We start from the raw sequence: 18,523 nt of genomic DNA, 5'->3' as shown, positions 1-18,523 counted from the left end.
AAAACGGCCCCGCCTTGTCCGAAATCAAGTGTGGTCGGGGGCAGCTGCGCCGCCCCCGATCCGGGGTTACAGGCCCAGCGCCTTGCGGCGTTCCTCGGCAAATCCCTGAACCATGCGGTCGGCGATCAGCGCCAGAATGGCCATCGCTGCCCCGGCCGAAATGCCCAGCCCCACATCCGCCTGCCCCAACGCCAGATAGATCGACTGGCCCAGACCGGTCGTGCCGATCAACGCCGCGATCACCAGCATAGCAAAGGCATAGAGAATGGTCTGGTTCAGCCCCAGAAGGATCGTGGGCGCAGCATAGGGCGCACGCACGTCGCGCATGATCTGCCACTCGGTCGCTCCACTGGCGATCGCGGCCTCCATCATCTCGTCCGGGGTGTTGACCAGCCCGTGACGGGTGTAGCGGATCATCGGCACGATCGCATAGGCGCAGATCGCCAGAAAGGCCGAGAACTCGCCGATCTGGAACACCATCAGCACCGGGATCAGGAACACGAACAGGGGAATCGTCTGCAGCATGTCGCAGATCGGGCGCACGATCCTCCAGACTGGCGACCAGACCGCGCTGGCGAGGCCGATCAGCCCGCCGACGACGGCGCAGAAGAACACCGCCGCACCGCTGAGATAGAGCGACAGCAGCGCCCTCTCCCACAGGCCCGAGATCAGGATCGTGCTCAGCAGCGCCACCGACAGCGCCGCCAGACGCCAACCGCCCGCCACCCAGCCCAACGCCGCCACGCCAGTCAGAACGAAGGGCCATGGCAGATTCGCGATGCCCGTCTCGAGCATGCCGATCAGGATCAGCGTGACCAGACCGCCGGTCAGGTGCCCACGCCACGCCATCAGCAAGGCGATCACCGCACCGGCGGCGAACAGGCCATAGCTCATGCCCGGGGTCCACTGGAACCCCCAGGTAAAGGGCAGAACCGCCTGACTCAGACCGATCCGCAACGGCAGCAGCACATAGAACATCGAGTTGTTCTTGAGCGAATCCAGCCACGGCCCGTTATTCTGGGTAAAGGCTGTCAGGCCGGTGTCCACCGCCTTCGCGACCGGATCCAGCAGCGTCAGCTCGGACGGGTTGGGCAGCCGCGCCCAGAACAGCAGCGTAAACAGGACCGCAAAGCCAATAACCGCCCAGACAACGCGGTTGTCGTGACGATTGCGTTCAGTGGCTAGGGTGCCGCTCATTCGGTCAATCACCACGGCAAAGACAACGATCACCATGCCGGCCAGCAGAGATTCACCGAACTGCGCCTTGCGCATGGTCAGCAGGACCTCCCAACCGATGTCATTAAACCCGCCGATGACCGCTGCGATGATCACCATCGACAGGGCCGCCATCAGGCACTGGTTCACACCCACCATGATCTGCGTCGCCGCCGCCGGGATTTCCACCTGGAACAGCTGCTGGAACCGGGTGCCGCCCGACATGATGGCGGCTTCCTTGATCTCGGGCTCCACGCGCTCCAGCCCCAGCATCACGTTGCGCGCCATCGGCGGCGCTGCATAGATGGCCGAGGCGATCAGCCCCACCACCGGGCCAAACCCGAACAGCAGCAGCAACGGCGTCAGATAGGCAAAGGTCGGTACAGTCTGCATGATGTCCAACACCGCCTGAACCACTGATTTCACCCGAGGCACTTCGTTGGCCAGAATGCCAATTGCACTGCCAACGATCAGCGCGACCGGGACCGAAACAGCCACCAGCGCCAAGGTGTTCATGCTCTCGGCCCAATAGCCCGAGGCCAGCACGAAGCTTAGGCCCAGAAAGCCCAGCGCCGCCATGGGCAACCCACCCAGATACCAGCCGAGTGCCGTCACCAGCCCGATCAGGATCGGCCAGGGCGTGTGGCCCAGCACGAAATTAGCCCAGTTCATCGGATAGGCCATCAGGTCGGAAAACAGCCGGGCCGCCGGTTTGATTGCGTTCAGAAACCAGTCGAGTAAGGCGCCCACCCATTGCGTGGCCGGCACCTCCCACGTTGCGGGCCATTTGACCAGCCAGGGCGCGTGCGGCTCAAGCGCCAGGCACAGCGCTCCGACGATCAGCGTGATCAGCGCCGCCTGTGCCCCTGCCGTCAGGTGCGCCCGCGCGGGCGTGGGAACATCAGCTGCAACGGTCATGCGTCATCCACCTGCAAAGCGGCGGCAAGGTCCAAAGGATTTACCGTGCCGACGATCGCGCCGGTTTCGTCATGCACCGGCACCGGCTCGTACAAGGCCATGCAGCGGGCCAACGCCGCGTCCAGCGTCATGTTGACGGTCAGGCCAGGGTCATCCGGACCGCGCTCGGCATCGCCTGGATGCATGACCGAGGCGACCTTGGCGTGCTGGCCCTTGGCAACGTCCTTGGAAAACTCGCGCACATAATCGTCGACCGGGCGCAGAACGATGTCCGAGGGCGTGCCGATCTGCACGATCTTGCCGTCGCGCATGATCGCGATGCGGTCGGCCAGCTTCAGCGCCTCGGCAATGTCGTGGGTGATGAAGACGATGGATTTTTTCAGCGTCGCCTGAATGCGCAGGAATTCGTCTTGCAGCTGCCGCCGGATCAACGGGTCCAGCGCCGAGAACGGCTCGTCCAGGAACCAGATATCGGGGTTCACCGCCAACGAGCGGGCGATGCCCACGCGCTGCCTCTGCCCGCCCGACAATTGCCGCGGAAAACTCTCTTCGCGGCCTTCGAGACCGACCAGCGCGATGACCTCCTGCGCGCGGGCCAAACGTTCCTTGCGCCCCACGCCCTGCACGCGCAGCGGATAGGCCACGTTTTCGGCCACCGTCATGTGCGGAAACAGGCCGAAATGCTGGAACACCATGCCCATCTTCCTGCGGCGCAGCTCGGTCAGTTTCTTCTTGGGCGCACCGCGCACGTTGTCGCCGTCAATGCGGATTTCACCGCCCGTCCCTGGCAACAGCTGCGAGATGCAGCGGATGAGGGTCGACTTGCCCGACCCCGACAGCCCCATGATGACGAACAGTTCGCCATCGCGAACGTCGAAATTGGCGTTCTGCACGGCGGGAATGAACCCGTGTTCGCGCAGCTCGGCGGCGGCCTTTTCAGCGTCGTCCCCTGACCGAGCCAGCGCGTCGGTCAGGGCTTTCTCCGCACCTTGGCCAAAGACCTGCCAGAGATTCCGGCAGGCAATGGCTGGCGTATTCGCGTCAGTCACTTAGGCGGCTCACTTGGTTGCCGCGTCCACGACCGGACGCCATTTGTCTTCATTCTGGGCCATCCAGTCGGCCACGACCTCTTCGACCTTGCCACCATCTACATCGATCGCGCCCATCATCGGCTGCTGATCCTCGACGCTCAGTTGATAGTTCGACAGGATCTCATAGGCCGCCGGCCATTTGTCGGCCATGCCGTTCCAGGCGGCCTTGAAGATGCGCGAGGGCGCAAAGTCGCAGTCATTCACGGCATTGGGGTTCGGGCCCCAGGCCGGATCGGTGAAACAGGCCTCTTCACCCGGCGGCAGATCGACGAATTTCACGTCATAGGCCGACATCGCCCAATGCGGCTGCCAGAATGTGATCAACAGCGGCGACTTGCGCTCGGTCGAGGCACGAAGCTCGGCGATCAACGCCCCTTCGGATCCGGCGGGCACGGCTTTGAACGGCACATCCAGTCCCACCATACGATCGGCGCCAGGGGTGCCCCAGTCGGCCGGATAGTCGACCAGGCGGCCCATCGGCAGCGTTTCTGCGGTGGCGAAGACCTGCGCACAGTCATTCAGCGCCTCCCAAGCCGGCAGGCCCGGGCAGAGATCGGCCACATGCGCCGGATACGCGATGCCTTCCTTGGCATCCAGGCCCAGATCACCGATCTCGACCACAGTGCCCTCGGCGATCTTCTTGGCATACTCGTCCGACACGTTCGACGACCAGATTTCGAGCGTTGCGTCGATGTCACCATCGGCCAGCGCCTGGAATTGGTTCATCATGCCTGCGGTCACATATTCGACCTTGTAGCCGGCGGCCTCGAGCATCTCGCCCGCGACATGCGTGGTCACGTGCTGGCCGGTCCATTCGTTGATGGCCAGTTTGATCGGCTCGTCCACCGCGCCCATCTCGGCCGCGTGAACTGCGCCTGCGGCAACCACCGCCAGCAGACTAACACTGAGTTTTTTCATGGATTTGCTCCCTGTCTTCCTTGTTTTGCCCACCCCGGCAGGATTGGCCCGCCGGGTGACATGCCTGATGACATGACCATGTCGCAACATGCACAAATTTGGCCGGAAAAGAAAAGTGAACACTTGGACTGACTTGAAACATTTGCCGGTCCCGCCTCCCCTCCGTTCCGGTTGGAACATCAAGATCCTGCCGCGCGCGTCCGGTTTCGGTACGGCAGGTTATTGATTGACCAGTCAATCACAAACCCGATTCCCGTCATTTGTCGAGCATTTCTTTCGCAGCGCATGAAAAAATACCGGGTTTTCCCGGACTCAGCCCGTTTGAATATCCTCCCTATTCAGGCCAGGGTTGCACAAATAGGAACAAACGGGCAACATTCTGGCCGGAGGGTCGACACATGCACCATTTCGACGAAATCTATGGTCTGGCGACTGATCGGCACGGCGGGATCGACGCGCTCGAGCAGAAGCTGACCCGCCCCAAATCAACGGACGAACTGGCCCGGATGCCCGATGATCGCTGGTTGTCGATCTTGACCAAATGCATCTTTCAGGCCGGGTTCAACTGGAAGGTCATCGAGGCCAAGTGGGACGGATTCGAAGCCGCCTTCAATGGGTTCGACGTAGGGCGCTGCGCCTTCATGGATGACGAAAAATTCGACGCGTTGCTGCAGGATACCCGCATCGTGCGCAATGGAGCCAAGATCGCCACGGTGCGCGACAACGCCGCCTTCCTGCTGGAACTGCGCGCCGAGGGCGGCGCAGGCAAGGTGCTGGGCGGCTGGCCCTCGACCGACTATGTCGGATTGCTCGAGATGCTGGCCCGGCGCGGATCTCGGCTGGGCGGCGCCTCGGCCCAGTACGCGATGCGGTTCGCCGGGCGCGACAGTTTCATCCTGTCGCGCGACGTCACGGCCCGCCTGATCGCCGAAGGGGTGATTGACAAGCCCACCACCTCGAAAAGGGCGATGACCGCCGTGCAAACGGCGTTCAACACATGGATGGATCAATCGGGCCGGTCGCTGACGGAAATCAGCCGGGTTCTGGCCATGAGCCTTTGAAAACCGCTTGCGGCCCTGCCCTGCCGGGCTAGGCTTACATCATGATCCGGCTGGCTCTGATCCTTGTCGCGCTGACGCTTCTGTCCTGCGGTCGTCCGCTGACCGAGCGGGAAAAGGCCTTTGCCGCACAGGTGCAGGGCGACACGCTGGACCTGGATCGAGTGCGGCTGGTCCAGGGGGCCCCGGTGGCTGCGATCACTTATGAGCGCAAGGCCCGCCCTCGGCTGGCCTGCCGCGAACGCATTCTGCCCCCCATAAAGACCGAGACCGTTACCGGAAAACCCGCGGCCGTGGCCCTGTTCAACCAAGTGTATTTTACGCGGGACTGGTATCTCGAAGACTACATGGCCAGCTATCCCGATCGGATCAACCTGGTGGCCGCGATGCTGCTGGCGCATGAGCTGACCCATGTCTGGCAGTGGCAGAACCGCGCGGTGACAGGCTATCACCCCTTGCGCGCCGCGGCCGAGCATGGCGGGCGCAAGGATCCATACCTGTTCGACCTGGACAACTCGGCGGACTTTCTGGACTTTGGGTTTGAACAGCAAGGGGCCATCGTCGAGGAATATGTCTGCTGCCGCGCGCTGGACCCTAACGCGCCGCGCACCCGACGCCTGCACGAGATGTTGGACAAGTATCTCGACCTTGCCGCCCTGCCCGGCGACCGGCGCGAGAGCGACGTGATCCTTCCCTGGAGCGGTGCAAAGGTTCAGGGCATCTGCCGCTGAGAATCATCCGCCCTGCAAAGTCTCCAAATAGGCCACAAGGTCGGCAATGGGCTTGCTGGTCAGGATCGGTTGGCCGGTCGGCGCCTTGATCGCGGTGTCCTGCCCTTCGAAATAGGGGCCATAGACCGGCATCGGACTGCCATGGCTGACCAGCGGATCGCGCCCGTCGATGCGTTTAACCACCCGTTCGGTGGGAAAAACGCCGTCCGAGCCGCTCAACGCCGTCAGATTGGTGGGCTGGATGACCAGCACGCCGGCCATCGGGCCATGGCCGGTTGCATCCAGCCCGTGACAGGTGGCGCAGTGATGCAGGTACAGCTCTTCGCCCGTCCCGACGTCCTGCGCCCAGACGCTCGGGGCGGCCAACAGAGCCAGCGTTGCAAATGTCAGCAGTTTCATCGCGTTCCTCCATCCAGTCCGGCAAACGCAGACTTGCCCGGACCGGTGCAAGCCGCAATGATCCAGATCAACGAAACAGGCGACAAGGACCGGGGCAATGACACAATACGCAGCCATCATGCTGGCCGCCGGGATCGGCGTGCCAATCCTTGCGGCGCTGAATGCGGCCTTTGGCAAGTTGATCGGGTCGCCGACCGTCGCGGCGGTGATCCTGTTTGCCGTGGCCTTTGCCGCCTCGGCGATGGTGATGCTGCTGGGGCCGGGCACGCAGGCTGTGGCCAAAGTCGCGCACACGCCGAAGCACCTGTTGCTGGCCGGGGTTCTTATTGCCTTCTACGTCCTGTCGATCACCCATGTCGCGCCGCATTTCGGTGTGGGCAACGCGGTGTTCTTCGTGCTTTTGGGCCAGTTGATCAGCACCGCGGCCATCGACCATTTCGGCCTTTTCGGTGCGCAGATCACCCCGTTGACCCTAATGCGCGCCGGCGGGATCGCGGTGATGGCCGTGGGTGTCGCGATCACTCAGCTGGCCTGAGCACACCCCCGTCCAGCCGCAGCATCCGGTCCATGCGCGCCGCCAGGTCAACATTGTGCGTGGCGATCAACGCCGACAGGCCCGACTCGCGCACCAGATCCATCAGCGCGGCAAAGACCTGATCCGAGGTATCCGGGTCCAGATTCCCTGTTGGCTCGTCCGCCAACAGGACACGCGGTTCATTGGCCAGGGCCCGGCAGAAGGCCACCCGCTGCTGCTCGCCACCCGACAGGGCCGCCGGGCGGTGGTCGGCACGTTCGGCGACACCGACAAGGCCCAGCAAATCCATCGCGCGGGCCTTGGCCGCCCTTTCGGATACGCCATTCGCCAATTGCGGAAGCACAACGTTTTCCAGCGCGGTGAATTCCGGCAGCAGGTGGTGGAACTGGTACACAAAACCCACATCCCGCCGCCGCATCGCGGTGCGGGTGCGGTCGCCTTTGCCGGTCGCGTCCTGCCCGCCGATTTCGACCGTCCCGGAGTCCGGCGTATCCAGCAGACCGGCGATGTGCAGCAGGGTTGACTTGCCCGCACCCGAGGGTGCCACAAGTGCCACCGCCTCGCCGGCGCGCAGTTCCAGATCGGCGCCGCGCAGCACCTGCAACTCGGCGGGCGTGCTTTTCAGATAGGTCTTGGTCAGGCCGGTCAGACGCAAGGTCACATCATTCATAGCGCAGCGCCTCGACCGGGTTCAGCCGCGCCGCGCGGCGGGCCGGGAAGTAGGTGACGAAGAAGGACAGGCCCAGCGACATCCCAACCGCCTTGAGCACGTCCGACAGGTGCAGCTCGGCCGGCAAGGCATAGATGCCGCGGATCGCTGGATCCCAAACTCCGCCGCCCATCACGTAGTTCACGAAAGAGAAGATCGGGTCGATATAGAGCGCGAACAGGCAGCCCAGAATGACGCCCATCGCGGTGCCGATGATCCCGGTGAACGCACCGCAGATGAAGAACACGCGCAGCACCGAGCCCTCGCTGAGGCCGATGGTGCGCAGGATGCCGATGTCGCGGCCCTTGTTTTTGACCAGCATGATCAGGCCTGACACGATGTTCATCGCCGCGATCAGCACGAGTATCGACAGGATGATGAACATCACGTTGTCCTCGACCTCGAGCGCGCGCAGAAAACCACCCGACGCATCCAGCCACGTCCAGATCTGCACCCGCTCGCCCGCCGCCTCGAGGATCGGGATCAGGATCGGGTTCAGGTCCTCGGGACCGTCGACCATAACCTCGATCTCGTCGGCGACGCCCTCGCGGTTGAAAAAGCTCTGCGCCTCGGAAAACGGCATGTAGACGCGGGTGCGGTCGATGTCATAGCGCCCGGCCGAAAAAACGTAGACGACTTCATAGGCATTCACACGGGGCGAGGTGCCAAAGGCGGTTTTGACCCCGTTGGGCGTGGTCAGCTTGACCCTATCACCAACCGTGGCGCCGATGGCGCGGGCCACGCCCGAGCCGATGGCGATTCCCTCCTCGAACCGGGACAGATCGCCATAGGCCTGATCGCTTTGGGCGATGCCGGGCAGGTTGAGCAAGTCATCGGGGCGGATGCCGAACACCTCGGCGCCGCTGCTGCGATCTCGGTTTGTGATCAGGACCTGCCCCTTGACCAACGGCGCGGCGCGTTGAACGCCCGGCACCTGCGCGATGCGCTCGGCCATGGCGTCGTATTCAACGATGGTGCGATCCACCTGCCCGTGCGCGTCCAGTTCTCCGGCCGAGTAAACTGTAACGTGAGCGTTGGCCCCAAGAATGGTGCCCACGAATTCGGACCGGAACCCGGACCGGACCGCCAGCGTTGCGATCAGCGCGAAAACGGCCAGAGTGATTCCGATCAACGAGATCCATGTCATCACACTTACACCGCCCTCGGCACGCCGGGCGCGCAGATAGCGCCAAGCGATCTTCCATTCGAAGGCGGCAAAGGGAGGGGGTGTTCTGGCCATTCCTGCTCCGGCAAATCTGTGGTGGGGACATTTTCGGGATTTGGCTGGATGGTCAAGCCGGTTCCGGATGCGCGCGCCCGTTCAACCGGCCAGCGACGAAGTTGCATCCAGCACAGACTGGGTCGTCTCACGATCACTAATCCCTCGTCGCGCCAAGGCCTCGAACAAGCGATCTCGGGTTTCAGGTGTCAGCATGGAAACCGCCCGGTTGTGCAGGCCGAGGCTCAACAGTTCCGGTTCGTCGATCCTGGCAATCAGGCCTTCCAGCTTCTGTTGCGAATAGGTCGGCCACAGCCCCAGCGCGGTGCTGGGTGCGTCCTCGAACCACGGGCGCAAAGTCAGATCCGACCGGAGGCAAAACGCATTCAGCAGCATGAATTCCGAGGGTCTCCGGCGCGACCCGAAGAGCGACTGCACCGAACCGTAGCGTTCGTTGATCTCGTCCAACACCTCCAACACCAACGACCTGCGCACTGGGAACGGCGTCGAAAACGTCGTGGTCTTCAACGCCTCAATGTCCGGGACGGTGACCTGCAAAGCGTCCAGGCTCTGCCGCAGCCAGTTGCGGTGAAAATCGCTGTTGACCGAAATGAACGGAATCCGGGCAGCTCCGCCATCCGCAAAGAATTCTGCCTCATTGAAAGACCGCAGAAACAGGTTTTTGGTGTCCAGGATAACCATCTGCTCCGTCTCGGCGATCCGTGCGGCGCCCAGCTTGAGCACCTGTTGCGTGCGGTATCCGTTGTTGCCGCGCCAGCCCCCCTTTCGCACGAAAGGGATACGGTGCCGTCCTTCAATCAGAAGCCGGTCGCCCAGTGAGCGCCTGACGCATTGACCTGCCCCAAGCAGAATGTCATCGCCCCCGACCACCCGAACCTTGGATTGCAGAGGGCCATAGGCCGTTAATATGGGCTCGATACGCGCCTGCAATGCGGTTTCGTCCACGTCGTTCAGAACCACATGGATGGAAGCAACTTTGGCCGGATCAGCAAATCGCGCAAAGGAACGCGCCTGCAACTCGAGCAGCGGGTAATCCTTGGAATACACTATCGTGGCAAAACTCAGCACGGTCGGGTTGCCTTTCACAATCACTCGGCGCCGCTGTATCAGCTTCTCGACCTGCCGCCAAATCTGCTTTTCCGCGTTGGCGCAGAATCAGCCGTCGGGCGCAAATTCCAGCATCAGATGATATGTGAAAGACGATTATACCACTGGTTGTGAAGCCCATCTCAGACAGGTCTTTATTGTTTCAGGAATGAAGTCAATGTGAGGTTCATGCAGTATACTGAACTTGAAATGCAACATTTTCACAGCAACTTTGTTTCGCATTTTGCTTCTTTTGAGAAATTTTGGCACCCTGATTGTGGGGGAATACATTTTAAAGAGCGGGGGTCGCTCATGAATATTGAAGAGGAAATTGAACAGGTTGGTGCGCCAGCCACGACGATCATATCTCAGGACATGGATTGCGAAACCGCAGCGTTGTTGCGGGCCGTCATTCGACCGCTGTTTGCCGGCGCGGCCAGTTGGGCCGGTCTTGCCGACACGCTGCGTGAAAAAGGCTATCGCCTGGCATTCCAAAGCGGGCGCATGTGCCTGATGGACCGAGCGACCGGAAAACGGCTTTGCGGGTTGCGGTTTCTGGACATCGAATTGAAGGATCTGGTCCGTCGTATGGGTCGCCCCGTCGTAGTCGCCCGAGGTGACAGGGCGGATGGTGAACTGCTTCGTGCGCGTCCGGCGACGGGCGGGTCCTAGTACCGCCGCCAGAACTGGACGGACCGGCGCAGAGATTTGGCAAGGCTGTGTTTTGCGGCCCGCCGGATCGGCAGCGGCGTTTCCTGGCGCCTCAGCACCTCGATGAGCAGGTTTGCCGGCATATGCCCGCGGCGATAGAACTCTGCAAAATCATCCAGATCCAAGCCTTGTGCCGCGCGATAATCGGCAAAGAACCGTTGCCAGACGCGGGCATAATCCCGTCCCGTCGCTTGCTGGTCGCTGGTCTCGCCGCGGTCCCAGAACAATGAAATCGGCTCATCCATCCTTTCGCCGCGATAGCCCCCGGCAACCAACCGCAGCATCAGGTCATAATCACCAGCGATGCGGAACTGAGTGTCGTGTCCCCCCAATTCCTGAAAAACATCTCGCCGCAGAAAAACAGAGTTATGGCAAAACGGCATACGCTGAAGGATGGCCTTGACCGACATCCGTTTTTCCATCTTTTCGCCGCCGTCCGCGGACCGGTGAAGGGTTGATCCGAATAGATAGTCAGGACGGGTCGCGGTCAGTCGCTCGGCCGCCCGGTTCAGAAGATCATCCGCGGCCAACGAGTCGTCGGAATTAAGGAACAGGACATATTCGCCGCGTGCCGCTTCGACGCCGCGATTCATTGCGTCGTACAGGCCATGGTCCGGTTCACTGATCAGGCGCGTGCGCGGAGCGTTGACGATCAAGTCCTGAATAAATTCGACCGTCCCGTCCGACGATGCTCCGTCCTGAATGATGTGCTCGGAACGGTCGCAATTCTGCCGCGCCATGCATTCGATGACGCGACGAAACGTGTCCTGACGCCCTTGGGACAGCAGGTTCCAAGTTGCCGTGATCACCGAGATCAGCGGCGAGTCACCGGTATCAGGCGGTGCGCTCATAGATCTCGGCAATGCGGGTTACGGCGGCCTCGGGGCTCAGCTCTTCGCTTTCGCCGGTGCGGCGGTTGGTCAGCTCGACCACTCCGTTCTTCAACCCGCGCGGGCCGACGGTGATACGCCAGGGCAGGCCGATCAGGTCCATCGTGGCGAACTTGCCCCCTGCCCGCTCGTTGCGGTCGTCATAGAGCGGCTCGAGCCCCAGCGCGGTCAGCGCCTTGTAGATCTTGTCGCAGGCCGCGTCGGCCTCGTCATCGCCCTGCTTCAGGTTGACGATGCCGCAGTGGAACGGAGTCACGCCCTCGGGCCAGATGATGCCCTTGTCGTCGTGGCTGGCCTCGATGATCGCACCGATCAGGCGGCTGACGCCGATGCCGTGGCTGCCCATATGCACCGGAACCTGCTTGCCGTCGGGACCTTGCACGGTGGCGCCCATAGGCTCGGAGTACTTGGTGCCGAAATAGAAGATCTGACCCACTTCGATGCCACGCGCGCTGCGGCGGCGTTCCTCGGGCACCTGCCGGAACAGGGCCTCGTCATGGGTCTCGTCGGTGCGGGCATAGAGCGAGGTGAACTCCTCCATGATCGCCTGACACTGAGCCTTGTCGTCATAGTCGATGTCGCGCTCGCCAAGACGGATGTCGGTGACCGCGCTGTCATAGAACACCTCGGATTCGCCGGTATCGGCCAGCACCAGGAATTCATGCGTGTCGTCACCGCCAATCGGGCCGCTGTCTGCACGCATCGGGATCGCCTGCAGGCCCATGCGTTCGTAGGTGCGCAGATAGCTGACCAGGTGGCGGTTGTAGGCGTGAAGCGCGTCCTCTTTCGTCAGGTCGAAATTGTAGCCGTCCTTCATGTAGAACTCGCGGCCGCGCATCACACCGAAACGGGGGCGGATCTCGTCGCGGAACTTCCACTGGATCTGGTAGAGCGTCAGCGGCAGGTCCTTGTAGCTGTTGACGTGGCCGCGGAAGATGTCGGTGACCAGTTCCTCGGCCGTGGGCGTATAGAGCATGTCGCGGCCGTGCCGGTCCTTCATGCGCAGCATTTCCTGGCCGTAGTCATCATAACGCCCGGATTCGCGCCACAGGTCGGCCGATTGCAGGATCGGCATCTGGATCGGGATGTGCCCGGCGCGGATCTGCTCCTCGTGCACGATGTTTTCCAGCTTGCGCAGCACCTTGAAGCCAAGCGGTAGCCACGAATAGATCCCGGCGGCGGCCTGCTTGATCATCCCGGCGCGCAGCATCAGCCGGTGGCTGACGATCTGGGCTTCGGCGGGGTTCTCTTTGAGAACGGGCAGAAAATAACGGCTGAGGCGCATGTTTTTACCTTGCAGGTGAGAATTCCACGGACACGTGATTATGCGAAAGCCCCGCCGGGGGCAATCGGACAATGACCCAATCGCCGGTTCGTGGCCAGGCGGCTGTGCCTTTGATCAAACCACGTCGAAACCGGTGCACCGCTTGTCCGCCACGCCAAAATCCCGTCTCATGAAGCGCTTGCATCACAAGGTTGCATCGTCCAAGAACAACCACAGGCCTGCAGACAGGAGACCATGATGGCGTTGCCGGTTCGGGACCAGCTGAAATATTGGGGCGTGGCCGCGGCCGTTTTCGTGTTGGTGCTTTGGCTGCTGGGAGATGTCCTGCTGCCTTTCGTCATCGGCGGCGCGATCGCCTATTTCCTCGACCCCCTGGCCGATCGGCTAGAGCGCCTGGGTCTGTCGCGTGCGGCGGCGACCGCAACGATCACGATTATCGGCGTGCTGACCTTTCTTCTGATAATCCTGATGGTGGTTCCGGCGCTGATCACGCAACTGGCTGATCTGGTCGAAACCCTGCCCACCCTGTTCCAACAACTACGCGCCTTTGTCGAACAGCGGTTTCCCGCGCTTCTGGACAGTGAGTCAAACACGCATCAATTCCTGATGTCGCTGAGCGAAACCCTCAAGGCAAAGTCCGGCGACATCCTCGAAACGGTCGTCGCCTCGGTGGGATCGGCCGTGAACGTGGTGCTGTTGTTGGTGATCGTGCCCGTGGTGGCGGTGTATTTGCTGCTGGACTGGGATCACATGATTGCCCGCATCAACCAGCTTCTGCCCCGTGACCATGCGCCGACCATCCGCCGTCTGGCCTCGGAAATCGACGCGGTGCTGGCGTCTTTCGTGCGCGGAATGGGGTCGGTCTGCCTGATCCTGGGCACCTACTATGCGGTAGCGCTGATGATCGTAGGCCTGCAGTTCGGCCTGATCGTGGGTTTCATCGCGGGGCTGGTCACCTTCATTCCCTATCTGGGCGCCCTTATCGGCGGAACGCTGGCCATCGGCCTAGCGCTGTTCCAGTTCTGGGGCGACTGGGCATCGATCGGCCTGGTGGCCGGGATCTTCGCCATCGGCCAGGTGGTCGAGGGCAATTTACTGACCCCCAAGCTGGTGGGCAGCTCGGTCGGGTTGCACCCGGTGTGGCTGCTGCTGGCCCTGTCGGTCTTCGGATCGCTGTTCGGATTCGTGGGCATGTTGATCGCGGTTCCGGTCGCGGCGTCGCTGGGCGTGCTTGCACGTTTCGCCACTTCGCAATATCTGGCAGGCCGCCTCTACCGGGGGCATGACGAGCTGGACCGGGAAAGCGAGTAAATGGCCAGACAACTGAGTTTCGATCTTCCAGCCAAGACCGCGCTGGGACGCGAGGATTTTTTTGTATCACCGGCCAATGCGCTGGCGGTGGTTATGATCTCGGCCAATTCATGGCCAGGCAACAAGCTGGTCCTGTCCGGCCCAGCCGGGTCCGGCAAAACCCATTTGGCCCATGTCTGGGCGGCCGAAACCGGGGGGCGGATCGTGTCGGCGGCAGACCTGCGCCATGATTTGGTGCCCGCCCTGGCGCGGTCGCCGGTCGCGGTCGAGGACGTGCCGATGATCGCGGGCGACATCGAACGGCAGAAAACCTTGTTTCACCTGCACAACCTTGTTCTGGCGGAAGGGCATGCGCTGCTGATGACCGGACGGTTGGCGCCGAGGTTCTGGGAACTGCCCCTGGCCGATCTGCAAAGCCGGGTCGAGGGCGCGCATCACGTGGCCCTGGACCCGCCCGACGATGCGCTGCTGGGCGCGGTTCTGGCCAAGCTGTTCGTGGACCGGCAACTGAACCCCGGCCCCGAGGTGATCGCCTATCTGGTCAAGCACATGGACCGCCGGTTCGAGACCGCCGCCGAGGTCGTGGCCCAACTGGATCACGTCGCGTTGATGGAAAAGCGCGAAATCACCCGGGCACTGGCCGTCCGCGTGCTGAACAAGGACGTCGACGAAACCATCACCGGCGATTGACCGTTTGGGTCTGATTTCGCATCCTGCGCAGGAAGGGACCCCGGGGAAGAACATGGAACAGATTGCAGCCAGGATTCCGGATTGGGGATCATTCGGAAGACCATTGTTCGACGACCCGGGGATTCGCGACCTGTCGCGGGTCGGAGTGGTCGATGTCGGGTCGAACTCGGTGCGGATGGTGATCTTTGACGGCGCGGCGCGCTCGCCGGCCTACTTTTACAACGAAAAGGTGATGTGCGAACTGGGCGCCGGGCTGGCGGAAACCGGGCGATTGAACCCGCGCGGGCGTGAACGTGCGTTGGCCGCCCTGCGCCGGTTCGAACACCTTTCGCGCGATCTGGACCTACCCGGCCTTCATGTGGTGGCCACCGCCGCCGTGCGCGAGGCCGAGGACGGCCCCGATTTCTGCGACCAAGTCTGGGCCGAGACTGGCCTGCACGTGTCGGTCATCGACGGCGAGGAAGAGGCCCGGCTGTCCGCTCAGGGCGTGCTTCTGGGCTGGCCCGGTGCCTACGGGCTGATCTGCGACATCGGTGGCGCCTCTATGGAACTGGCCGAGATCGGCGGCAACTCTGTCGGGCGCTGCGTGACCTCGCCCTTGGGGCCGCTGAAGCTGCGCGATATCAAGGGCGGGCGACGGGCGCGCAAGGCACATATCAAGGAAACCATGGAGGCCCTGCGTGACAAGCTGGGGCCGCAGCGCGACCGGCTGTTCCTTGTGGGGGGCAGTTGGCGGGCCTTCGCTCGGCTGGACATGCTGCGCCGTGGCTATCCGCTGAACGTGCTGCATGAATACCGCATGACCACCAAGCAGGTTCGCGAGACGATCAAGTTCATCGAAAAAAACGACGCCGAAAAGCTGCGGTCGCGGGCCGGGGTGTCGGCCTCGCGCATGGCGCTGGTTCCCTATGCGATGGATGTGCTGTCGCGCCTAATCCGCACCTTCAAACCCAAGGACATCGCCATCTCGAGCTATGGCATACGCGAAGGGCTTCTGTATGAACAGATGCCCCAAATCCTGCGCGACCGGGACCCGCTGATCGAGGCCTGCCGGTTTTCCGAGCAGAAGGACGCCCGACTGCCGGGTTTCGGCCGCCACCTGTTCGATTTCGTGATGCCGCTGTTCCGGTCGGCGCCACAATCCCGAATCCGATTGATCAAGGCCGCATGTCTACTGCATGACGTCAGCTGGCGCGCCCACCCTGATTACCGGGCCGAGGTCTGCTTTGACAACGTAACCCGTGCCAATCTTGGCGGGCTGAAGCATTCCGAACGGGTCTTCATCGGTCTGGCGCTGCAACACAGATACCGCAACAAACGCCACGGCAACCGGTTCGCGCCGCTCTATGACCTGCTGGACGAGAAAGACCAGCAACAGGCCGAGATTCTGGGCAAAGCCATGCGGTTCGGGGCAATGCTGTGGATGCAGAATGACGCCGCCATCGGCAAGCTACGGTTCTACCCAAAGAAACGCGAGCTTGAACTGTATCTGCCCGGTTCGCTCAGCCCGCTGTTCAACGAGGTCGCCGAGGCACGGTTCAACTCGCTGGCCGATGCGTTGAAATCCGAACCGCGCGTCATCATCCAGAAATGACCCGGGCGGTCAGATATCCGTGACGTCTTCGCCCTCGGGTCGGTCTTCTTCAGCCTCGGGTGCGGGGCTTTCCGGCAAAGGCGGCTCGGGCTTCTTGCGGATGATGATGTCGCCATTGGGCAGCATCTCGGGCGCCTCATAGGCGCTCCAATCCTGAACCTGCGCCGCCAGTTCGGCCAGCGCCGGGCCCATCTCCTGCAGGAAGGACTGCATCGCCGGGCCGAACTGGTCAGCCAGATCGCGCAGATCCTCCAGCGCCGGTTCCAGTTCCCGGCGCAACCCCTCAAAGAACAATTCGGCCCCCTGCTCCATCAGGGATTTGCCTTGAGGCTCCTGCGCGGCGGCAGGCAGGGCAGCCAAAGCGAGCGAAACGGTCAGAACAAGATGCTTCATGCGTCCAAGATAAGGGGCGGACGATCAGGTTGAAAGGGCTAGAGGTCGATATCCAGAGTGACCGGAAAATGGTCGGACGCGGTGACCAATGCTTCGCGCAATTCGGGAACGCTCCAGCAATGCTCGTCCCGCAACGGATGCCAGATGCGCCAGACCGTGCGACGTGCCTTCAGATCGGGGCTGACCATGATGTAGTCCAGCAGCGCCTCGAGATATTGGCCCTCTTCAGGCCGTGGAAAGCGGGCGGTCGACGGGATCCACCCCGGTCGGGGCCGGCAGGCTTGGGCCGCGTGGGGGTCAAACAGGCCGGCTTGCAACAGGATCTCGACCGAGGATCGCCCGAATAGGTTTTCGAACTCGTCCAGCCCCGGCCCATCATTCAGATCGCCCAGCAGAACCACCGGTTCGTGCGCAGCCAGATGCGCCTTGACCCGATGCGACAGCCACACCGCCTGGGCCAACTGCTTGCGTCGATTGGCAATCGAAATCCGCATCGCCTGCTCGGGCGTGTCCGCCCCATGCGGCGCCTTGGATTTCAGATGCGCGCCGATCATCCGAAACTCGAGCCCGTCCACCGTTTTGACGGCCAGTTCCACCGGTGGTTTCGAAAACCGGACGATGTCTTCGGTCGCGTCGATGTCCAGGTCGATGCGAAATTCACCGTCAAACCGGGGCGCGTCGCCGGCGAACCCGTCCGTCTCGCGGTCTCCGATCGGGGCGTGACGGGCGCTGAGCCTGTCTGGGTCGTACATCAGGGCAAGCTCCTGATGGGTGTCATTCGGGAAACCCATCACCGCCTGCGAGGTGCGCAGGCCAAACACCTCGGCAAATTCCTGCAGGGCGCGCACGGTGTTTTGGCTGCTGCCGGTATTGGGCGCTTCGACGATCAGGATGGCGTCCGCGTCGATCGCGGTCAGAACCGTCGCGATGGCCTCGACCTGCTGTGCCTTGGTGACGTTGCGCCGCCCCGACCAGCTATCATCGACGACCAGCTTGTCGTGGCGATCGAACAGGTTGGCGAACCATTCGATATTATAGGTCGCCAGCCGCATCGCTCAGGCCCGCGCGCCGTTGATTTCGTCCCAGGCGCGGTTGATGTCGATCATCTTCTTCTCGGCCAGACGGATCGCTTCTTCCGGCACACCGCGCGCCATCATGGCGTCGGGATGGGTGTCCCTCACCAGCTTGCGCCAGACCTTGCGGATTTCCGGCAACGGCATATCCGGGGTGACGCCCAGAACCGTATAGGGATCCTTGGGCGCATCGGGCACGAACCTGGCCCGCAGCGCCTTGAACTGCGCCTCGGACTGGCCGAAGATCTGGGCCACATCCTCAAGAAACCGGTTTTCGTTGGGGTGATAAAACCCGTCGGCCATGGCTATGTGGAACAACCCTTCCATCAGGTCGCACAAGGTCGTGCTGTCCTCGGAGAACATCCGAGCTATCTTGCTGGCATATTCCTGGTAGCCGGCCACGTCCTGACGGGCCAGGTTGAAAACACGGGCGGCGCCGGCTTCCTCCTCGGGCGGAATGCGGAATACCTCGCGGAAGGCCGTCACCTCGTCGCGCGTCACCTGACCGTCGGCCTTGGCCATCTTCGCCCCCAGCGCGATCACGGCGATGGCGAAGGCCACGGACTTTTCGGGAGGAGTGCGCAGCTTTTCGAAAACCTTTGCCAAGCTTTCGCCCTTGGCCAGCGCGCTCAGCGCCTCGGATATGCGGGACCAGATCGACATGGGCGCACCCTAG

At 62.5% G+C, this 18,523-nt stretch carries 19 protein-coding genes; 7 read left to right on the top strand and 12 right to left on the bottom strand.

Translation table 11 applies throughout. The features are described 5' to 3' along the window. Nucleotides 1-66: 66 nt before the first annotated feature. The 3 genes from AC2FM3_RS02410 to AC2FM3_RS02400 are packed head-to-tail and all read right to left on the bottom strand — an operon-like array spanning nucleotide 67 to nucleotide 4,142. Nucleotides 67-2,133 (bottom strand): ABC transporter permease, encoded by a 2,067-nt coding sequence (locus AC2FM3_RS02410; protein WP_496678781.1) that lies wholly within the window; start codon nucleotides 2,131-2,133, stop codon nucleotides 67-69. After that, entirely contained in the window at nucleotides 2,130-3,182 is a 1,053-nt protein-coding gene (locus AC2FM3_RS02405) for a quaternary amine ABC transporter ATP-binding protein (protein WP_496678780.1), read from the bottom strand. Before AC2FM3_RS02405 ends, AC2FM3_RS02410 begins: the two co-directional genes overlap by 4 nt. A 9-nt stretch (nucleotides 3,183-3,191) precedes the next feature. Beyond that, a complete protein-coding gene (locus tag AC2FM3_RS02400; protein ID WP_496678778.1) occupies nucleotides 3,192-4,142 on the bottom strand; it encodes an ABC transporter substrate-binding protein in 951 nt (316 codons plus the stop codon). A gap of 398 nt (nucleotides 4,143-4,540) precedes the next feature. Between AC2FM3_RS02400 and AC2FM3_RS02395 the strand changes: the two genes are divergently transcribed. Both AC2FM3_RS02395 and AC2FM3_RS02390 read left to right on the top strand, forming a co-directional pair. Further along, nucleotides 4,541-5,203, top strand: coding sequence for a DNA-3-methyladenine glycosylase I (locus AC2FM3_RS02395; protein WP_496678777.1), 663 nt, complete (start codon nucleotides 4,541-4,543; stop codon nucleotides 5,201-5,203). A gap of 41 nt (nucleotides 5,204-5,244) precedes the next feature. Continuing rightward, on the top strand, nucleotides 5,245-5,931 hold the full coding sequence (locus AC2FM3_RS02390; RefSeq protein ID WP_496678775.1) for a hypothetical protein: 687 nt from the start codon (nucleotides 5,245-5,247) through the stop codon (nucleotides 5,929-5,931). Between the two features lie 3 nt (nucleotides 5,932-5,934). Here the strand turns inward: AC2FM3_RS02390 and AC2FM3_RS02385 are convergent, their stop codons facing one another. Beyond that, nucleotides 5,935-6,330, bottom strand: coding sequence for a c-type cytochrome (locus tag AC2FM3_RS02385; protein WP_496678774.1), 396 nt, complete (start codon nucleotides 6,328-6,330; stop codon nucleotides 5,935-5,937). A gap of 97 nt (nucleotides 6,331-6,427) precedes the next feature. Between AC2FM3_RS02385 and AC2FM3_RS02380 the strand changes: the two genes are divergently transcribed. Continuing rightward, on the top strand, nucleotides 6,428-6,865 hold the full coding sequence (locus AC2FM3_RS02380; RefSeq protein WP_496678772.1) for a DMT family transporter: 438 nt from the start codon (nucleotides 6,428-6,430) through the stop codon (nucleotides 6,863-6,865). Here AC2FM3_RS02380 and AC2FM3_RS02375 read toward each other — a convergent pair. From AC2FM3_RS02375 to AC2FM3_RS02365, 3 genes are all read right to left on the bottom strand, one after another. Further along, a complete protein-coding gene (locus AC2FM3_RS02375; protein WP_496678770.1) occupies nucleotides 6,849-7,535 on the bottom strand; it encodes an ABC transporter ATP-binding protein in 687 nt (228 codons plus the stop codon). The two genes, AC2FM3_RS02380 and AC2FM3_RS02375, sit on opposite strands and share 17 nt — an antisense overlap. After that, nucleotides 7,528-8,814 carry a lipoprotein-releasing ABC transporter permease subunit gene (locus tag AC2FM3_RS02370; RefSeq protein ID WP_496678769.1) on the bottom strand — a complete coding sequence of 429 codons (1,287 nt, stop codon included), beginning with the start codon at nucleotides 8,812-8,814 and terminating at the stop codon, nucleotides 7,528-7,530. The genes AC2FM3_RS02375 and AC2FM3_RS02370 overlap by 8 nt, the downstream gene beginning before the upstream one ends. An 81-nt stretch (nucleotides 8,815-8,895) precedes the next feature. Further along, nucleotides 8,896-9,906 carry a DUF6492 family protein gene (locus AC2FM3_RS02365; protein ID WP_496678767.1) on the bottom strand — a complete coding sequence of 337 codons (1,011 nt, stop codon included), beginning with the start codon at nucleotides 9,904-9,906 and terminating at the stop codon, nucleotides 8,896-8,898. Nucleotides 9,907-10,089: 183 nt separating this feature from the next. On the opposite strand from AC2FM3_RS02365, the gene AC2FM3_RS02360 reads away from it, so the two are divergent. Next, on the top strand, nucleotides 10,090-10,572 hold the full coding sequence (locus AC2FM3_RS02360) for a hypothetical protein (protein WP_496678765.1): 483 nt from the start codon (nucleotides 10,090-10,092) through the stop codon (nucleotides 10,570-10,572). Here AC2FM3_RS02360 and AC2FM3_RS02355 read toward each other — a convergent pair. Continuing rightward, nucleotides 10,569-11,462, bottom strand: a complete 894-nt coding sequence (locus AC2FM3_RS02355; protein ID WP_496678763.1) for a glycosyltransferase family 2 protein — start codon at nucleotides 11,460-11,462, stop codon at nucleotides 10,569-10,571. The two genes, AC2FM3_RS02360 and AC2FM3_RS02355, sit on opposite strands and share 4 nt — an antisense overlap. Beyond that, nucleotides 11,446-12,786: a proline--tRNA ligase gene (gene proS / locus AC2FM3_RS02350; RefSeq protein WP_496678761.1), complete on the bottom strand. Its 1,341-nt coding sequence runs from the start codon at nucleotides 12,784-12,786 to the stop codon at nucleotides 11,446-11,448. Before proS ends, AC2FM3_RS02355 begins: the two co-directional genes overlap by 17 nt. A gap of 237 nt (nucleotides 12,787-13,023) precedes the next feature. On the opposite strand from proS, the gene AC2FM3_RS02345 reads away from it, so the two are divergent. Genes AC2FM3_RS02345 through AC2FM3_RS02335 form a run of 3 tightly spaced genes read left to right on the top strand, consistent with a single transcriptional unit; the run spans nucleotide 13,024 to nucleotide 16,381 of the window. Next, nucleotides 13,024-14,097, top strand: a complete 1,074-nt coding sequence (locus tag AC2FM3_RS02345; RefSeq protein WP_496678760.1) for an AI-2E family transporter — start codon at nucleotides 13,024-13,026, stop codon at nucleotides 14,095-14,097. Then, nucleotides 14,098-14,787 carry an HdaA/DnaA family protein gene (locus tag AC2FM3_RS02340; protein ID WP_496678758.1) on the top strand — a complete coding sequence of 230 codons (690 nt, stop codon included), beginning with the start codon at nucleotides 14,098-14,100 and terminating at the stop codon, nucleotides 14,785-14,787. Nucleotides 14,788-14,839: 52 nt separating this feature from the next. Then, nucleotides 14,840-16,381, top strand: a complete 1,542-nt coding sequence (locus AC2FM3_RS02335) for a Ppx/GppA family phosphatase (RefSeq protein WP_496678757.1) — start codon at nucleotides 14,840-14,842, stop codon at nucleotides 16,379-16,381. Nucleotides 16,382-16,390: 9 nt separating this feature from the next. Here AC2FM3_RS02335 and AC2FM3_RS02330 read toward each other — a convergent pair whose 3' ends face one another. Genes AC2FM3_RS02330 through AC2FM3_RS02320 form a run of 3 tightly spaced genes read right to left on the bottom strand, consistent with a single transcriptional unit; the run spans nucleotide 16,391 to nucleotide 18,510 of the window. Beyond that, nucleotides 16,391-16,774: a hypothetical protein gene (locus AC2FM3_RS02330; RefSeq protein WP_496678755.1), complete on the bottom strand. Its 384-nt coding sequence runs from the start codon at nucleotides 16,772-16,774 to the stop codon at nucleotides 16,391-16,393. A 38-nt stretch (nucleotides 16,775-16,812) separates the two neighbouring features. Next, nucleotides 16,813-17,826 carry an endonuclease/exonuclease/phosphatase family protein gene (locus AC2FM3_RS02325; RefSeq protein WP_496678753.1) on the bottom strand — a complete coding sequence of 338 codons (1,014 nt, stop codon included), beginning with the start codon at nucleotides 17,824-17,826 and terminating at the stop codon, nucleotides 16,813-16,815. A 3-nt stretch (nucleotides 17,827-17,829) separates the two neighbouring features. Next, entirely contained in the window at nucleotides 17,830-18,510 is a 681-nt protein-coding gene (locus AC2FM3_RS02320; protein WP_496678751.1) for a TerB family tellurite resistance protein, read from the bottom strand. Nucleotides 18,511-18,523: the final 13 nt, after the last annotated feature.

This window comes from Ruegeria sp. BHSB172, assembly GCF_059613165.1.
The sequence above is the reverse complement of the archived record's forward strand: the minus strand, read 5'-3'. Positions and strand labels throughout refer to the sequence as shown.

Coding starts and splice junctions, on each gene's coding strand:
- AC2FM3_RS02380 (WP_496678772.1), top strand. CDS start 6,428: ATGACACAATACGCAGCCATCATGCTGGCCGCCGGGATCGGCGTGCCA.
- AC2FM3_RS02370 (WP_496678769.1), bottom strand. CDS start 8,814: ATGGCCAGAACACCCCCTCCCTTTGCCGCCTTCGAATGGAAGATCGCT.
- AC2FM3_RS02375 (WP_496678770.1), bottom strand. CDS start 7,535: ATGAATGATGTGACCTTGCGTCTGACCGGCCTGACCAAGACCTATCTG.
- AC2FM3_RS02320 (WP_496678751.1), bottom strand. CDS start 18,510: ATGTCGATCTGGTCCCGCATATCCGAGGCGCTGAGCGCGCTGGCCAAG.
- AC2FM3_RS02385 (WP_496678774.1), bottom strand. CDS start 6,330: ATGAAACTGCTGACATTTGCAACGCTGGCTCTGTTGGCCGCCCCGAGC.
- AC2FM3_RS02360 (WP_496678765.1), top strand. CDS start 10,090: ATGCAGTATACTGAACTTGAAATGCAACATTTTCACAGCAACTTTGTT.
- proS (WP_496678761.1), bottom strand. CDS start 12,786: ATGCGCCTCAGCCGTTATTTTCTGCCCGTTCTCAAAGAGAACCCCGCC.
- AC2FM3_RS02355 (WP_496678763.1), bottom strand. CDS start 11,462: ATGAGCGCACCGCCTGATACCGGTGACTCGCCGCTGATCTCGGTGATC.
- AC2FM3_RS02325 (WP_496678753.1), bottom strand. CDS start 17,826: ATGCGGCTGGCGACCTATAATATCGAATGGTTCGCCAACCTGTTCGAT.
- AC2FM3_RS02410 (WP_496678781.1), bottom strand. CDS start 2,133: ATGACCGTTGCAGCTGATGTTCCCACGCCCGCGCGGGCGCACCTGACG.
- AC2FM3_RS02400 (WP_496678778.1), bottom strand. CDS start 4,142: ATGAAAAAACTCAGTGTTAGTCTGCTGGCGGTGGTTGCCGCAGGCGCA.
- AC2FM3_RS02390 (WP_496678775.1), top strand. CDS start 5,245: ATGATCCGGCTGGCTCTGATCCTTGTCGCGCTGACGCTTCTGTCCTGC.
- AC2FM3_RS02340 (WP_496678758.1), top strand. CDS start 14,098: ATGGCCAGACAACTGAGTTTCGATCTTCCAGCCAAGACCGCGCTGGGA.
- AC2FM3_RS02335 (WP_496678757.1), top strand. CDS start 14,840: ATGGAACAGATTGCAGCCAGGATTCCGGATTGGGGATCATTCGGAAGA.
- AC2FM3_RS02345 (WP_496678760.1), top strand. CDS start 13,024: ATGGCGTTGCCGGTTCGGGACCAGCTGAAATATTGGGGCGTGGCCGCG.
- AC2FM3_RS02330 (WP_496678755.1), bottom strand. CDS start 16,774: ATGAAGCATCTTGTTCTGACCGTTTCGCTCGCTTTGGCTGCCCTGCCT.
- AC2FM3_RS02395 (WP_496678777.1), top strand. CDS start 4,541: ATGCACCATTTCGACGAAATCTATGGTCTGGCGACTGATCGGCACGGC.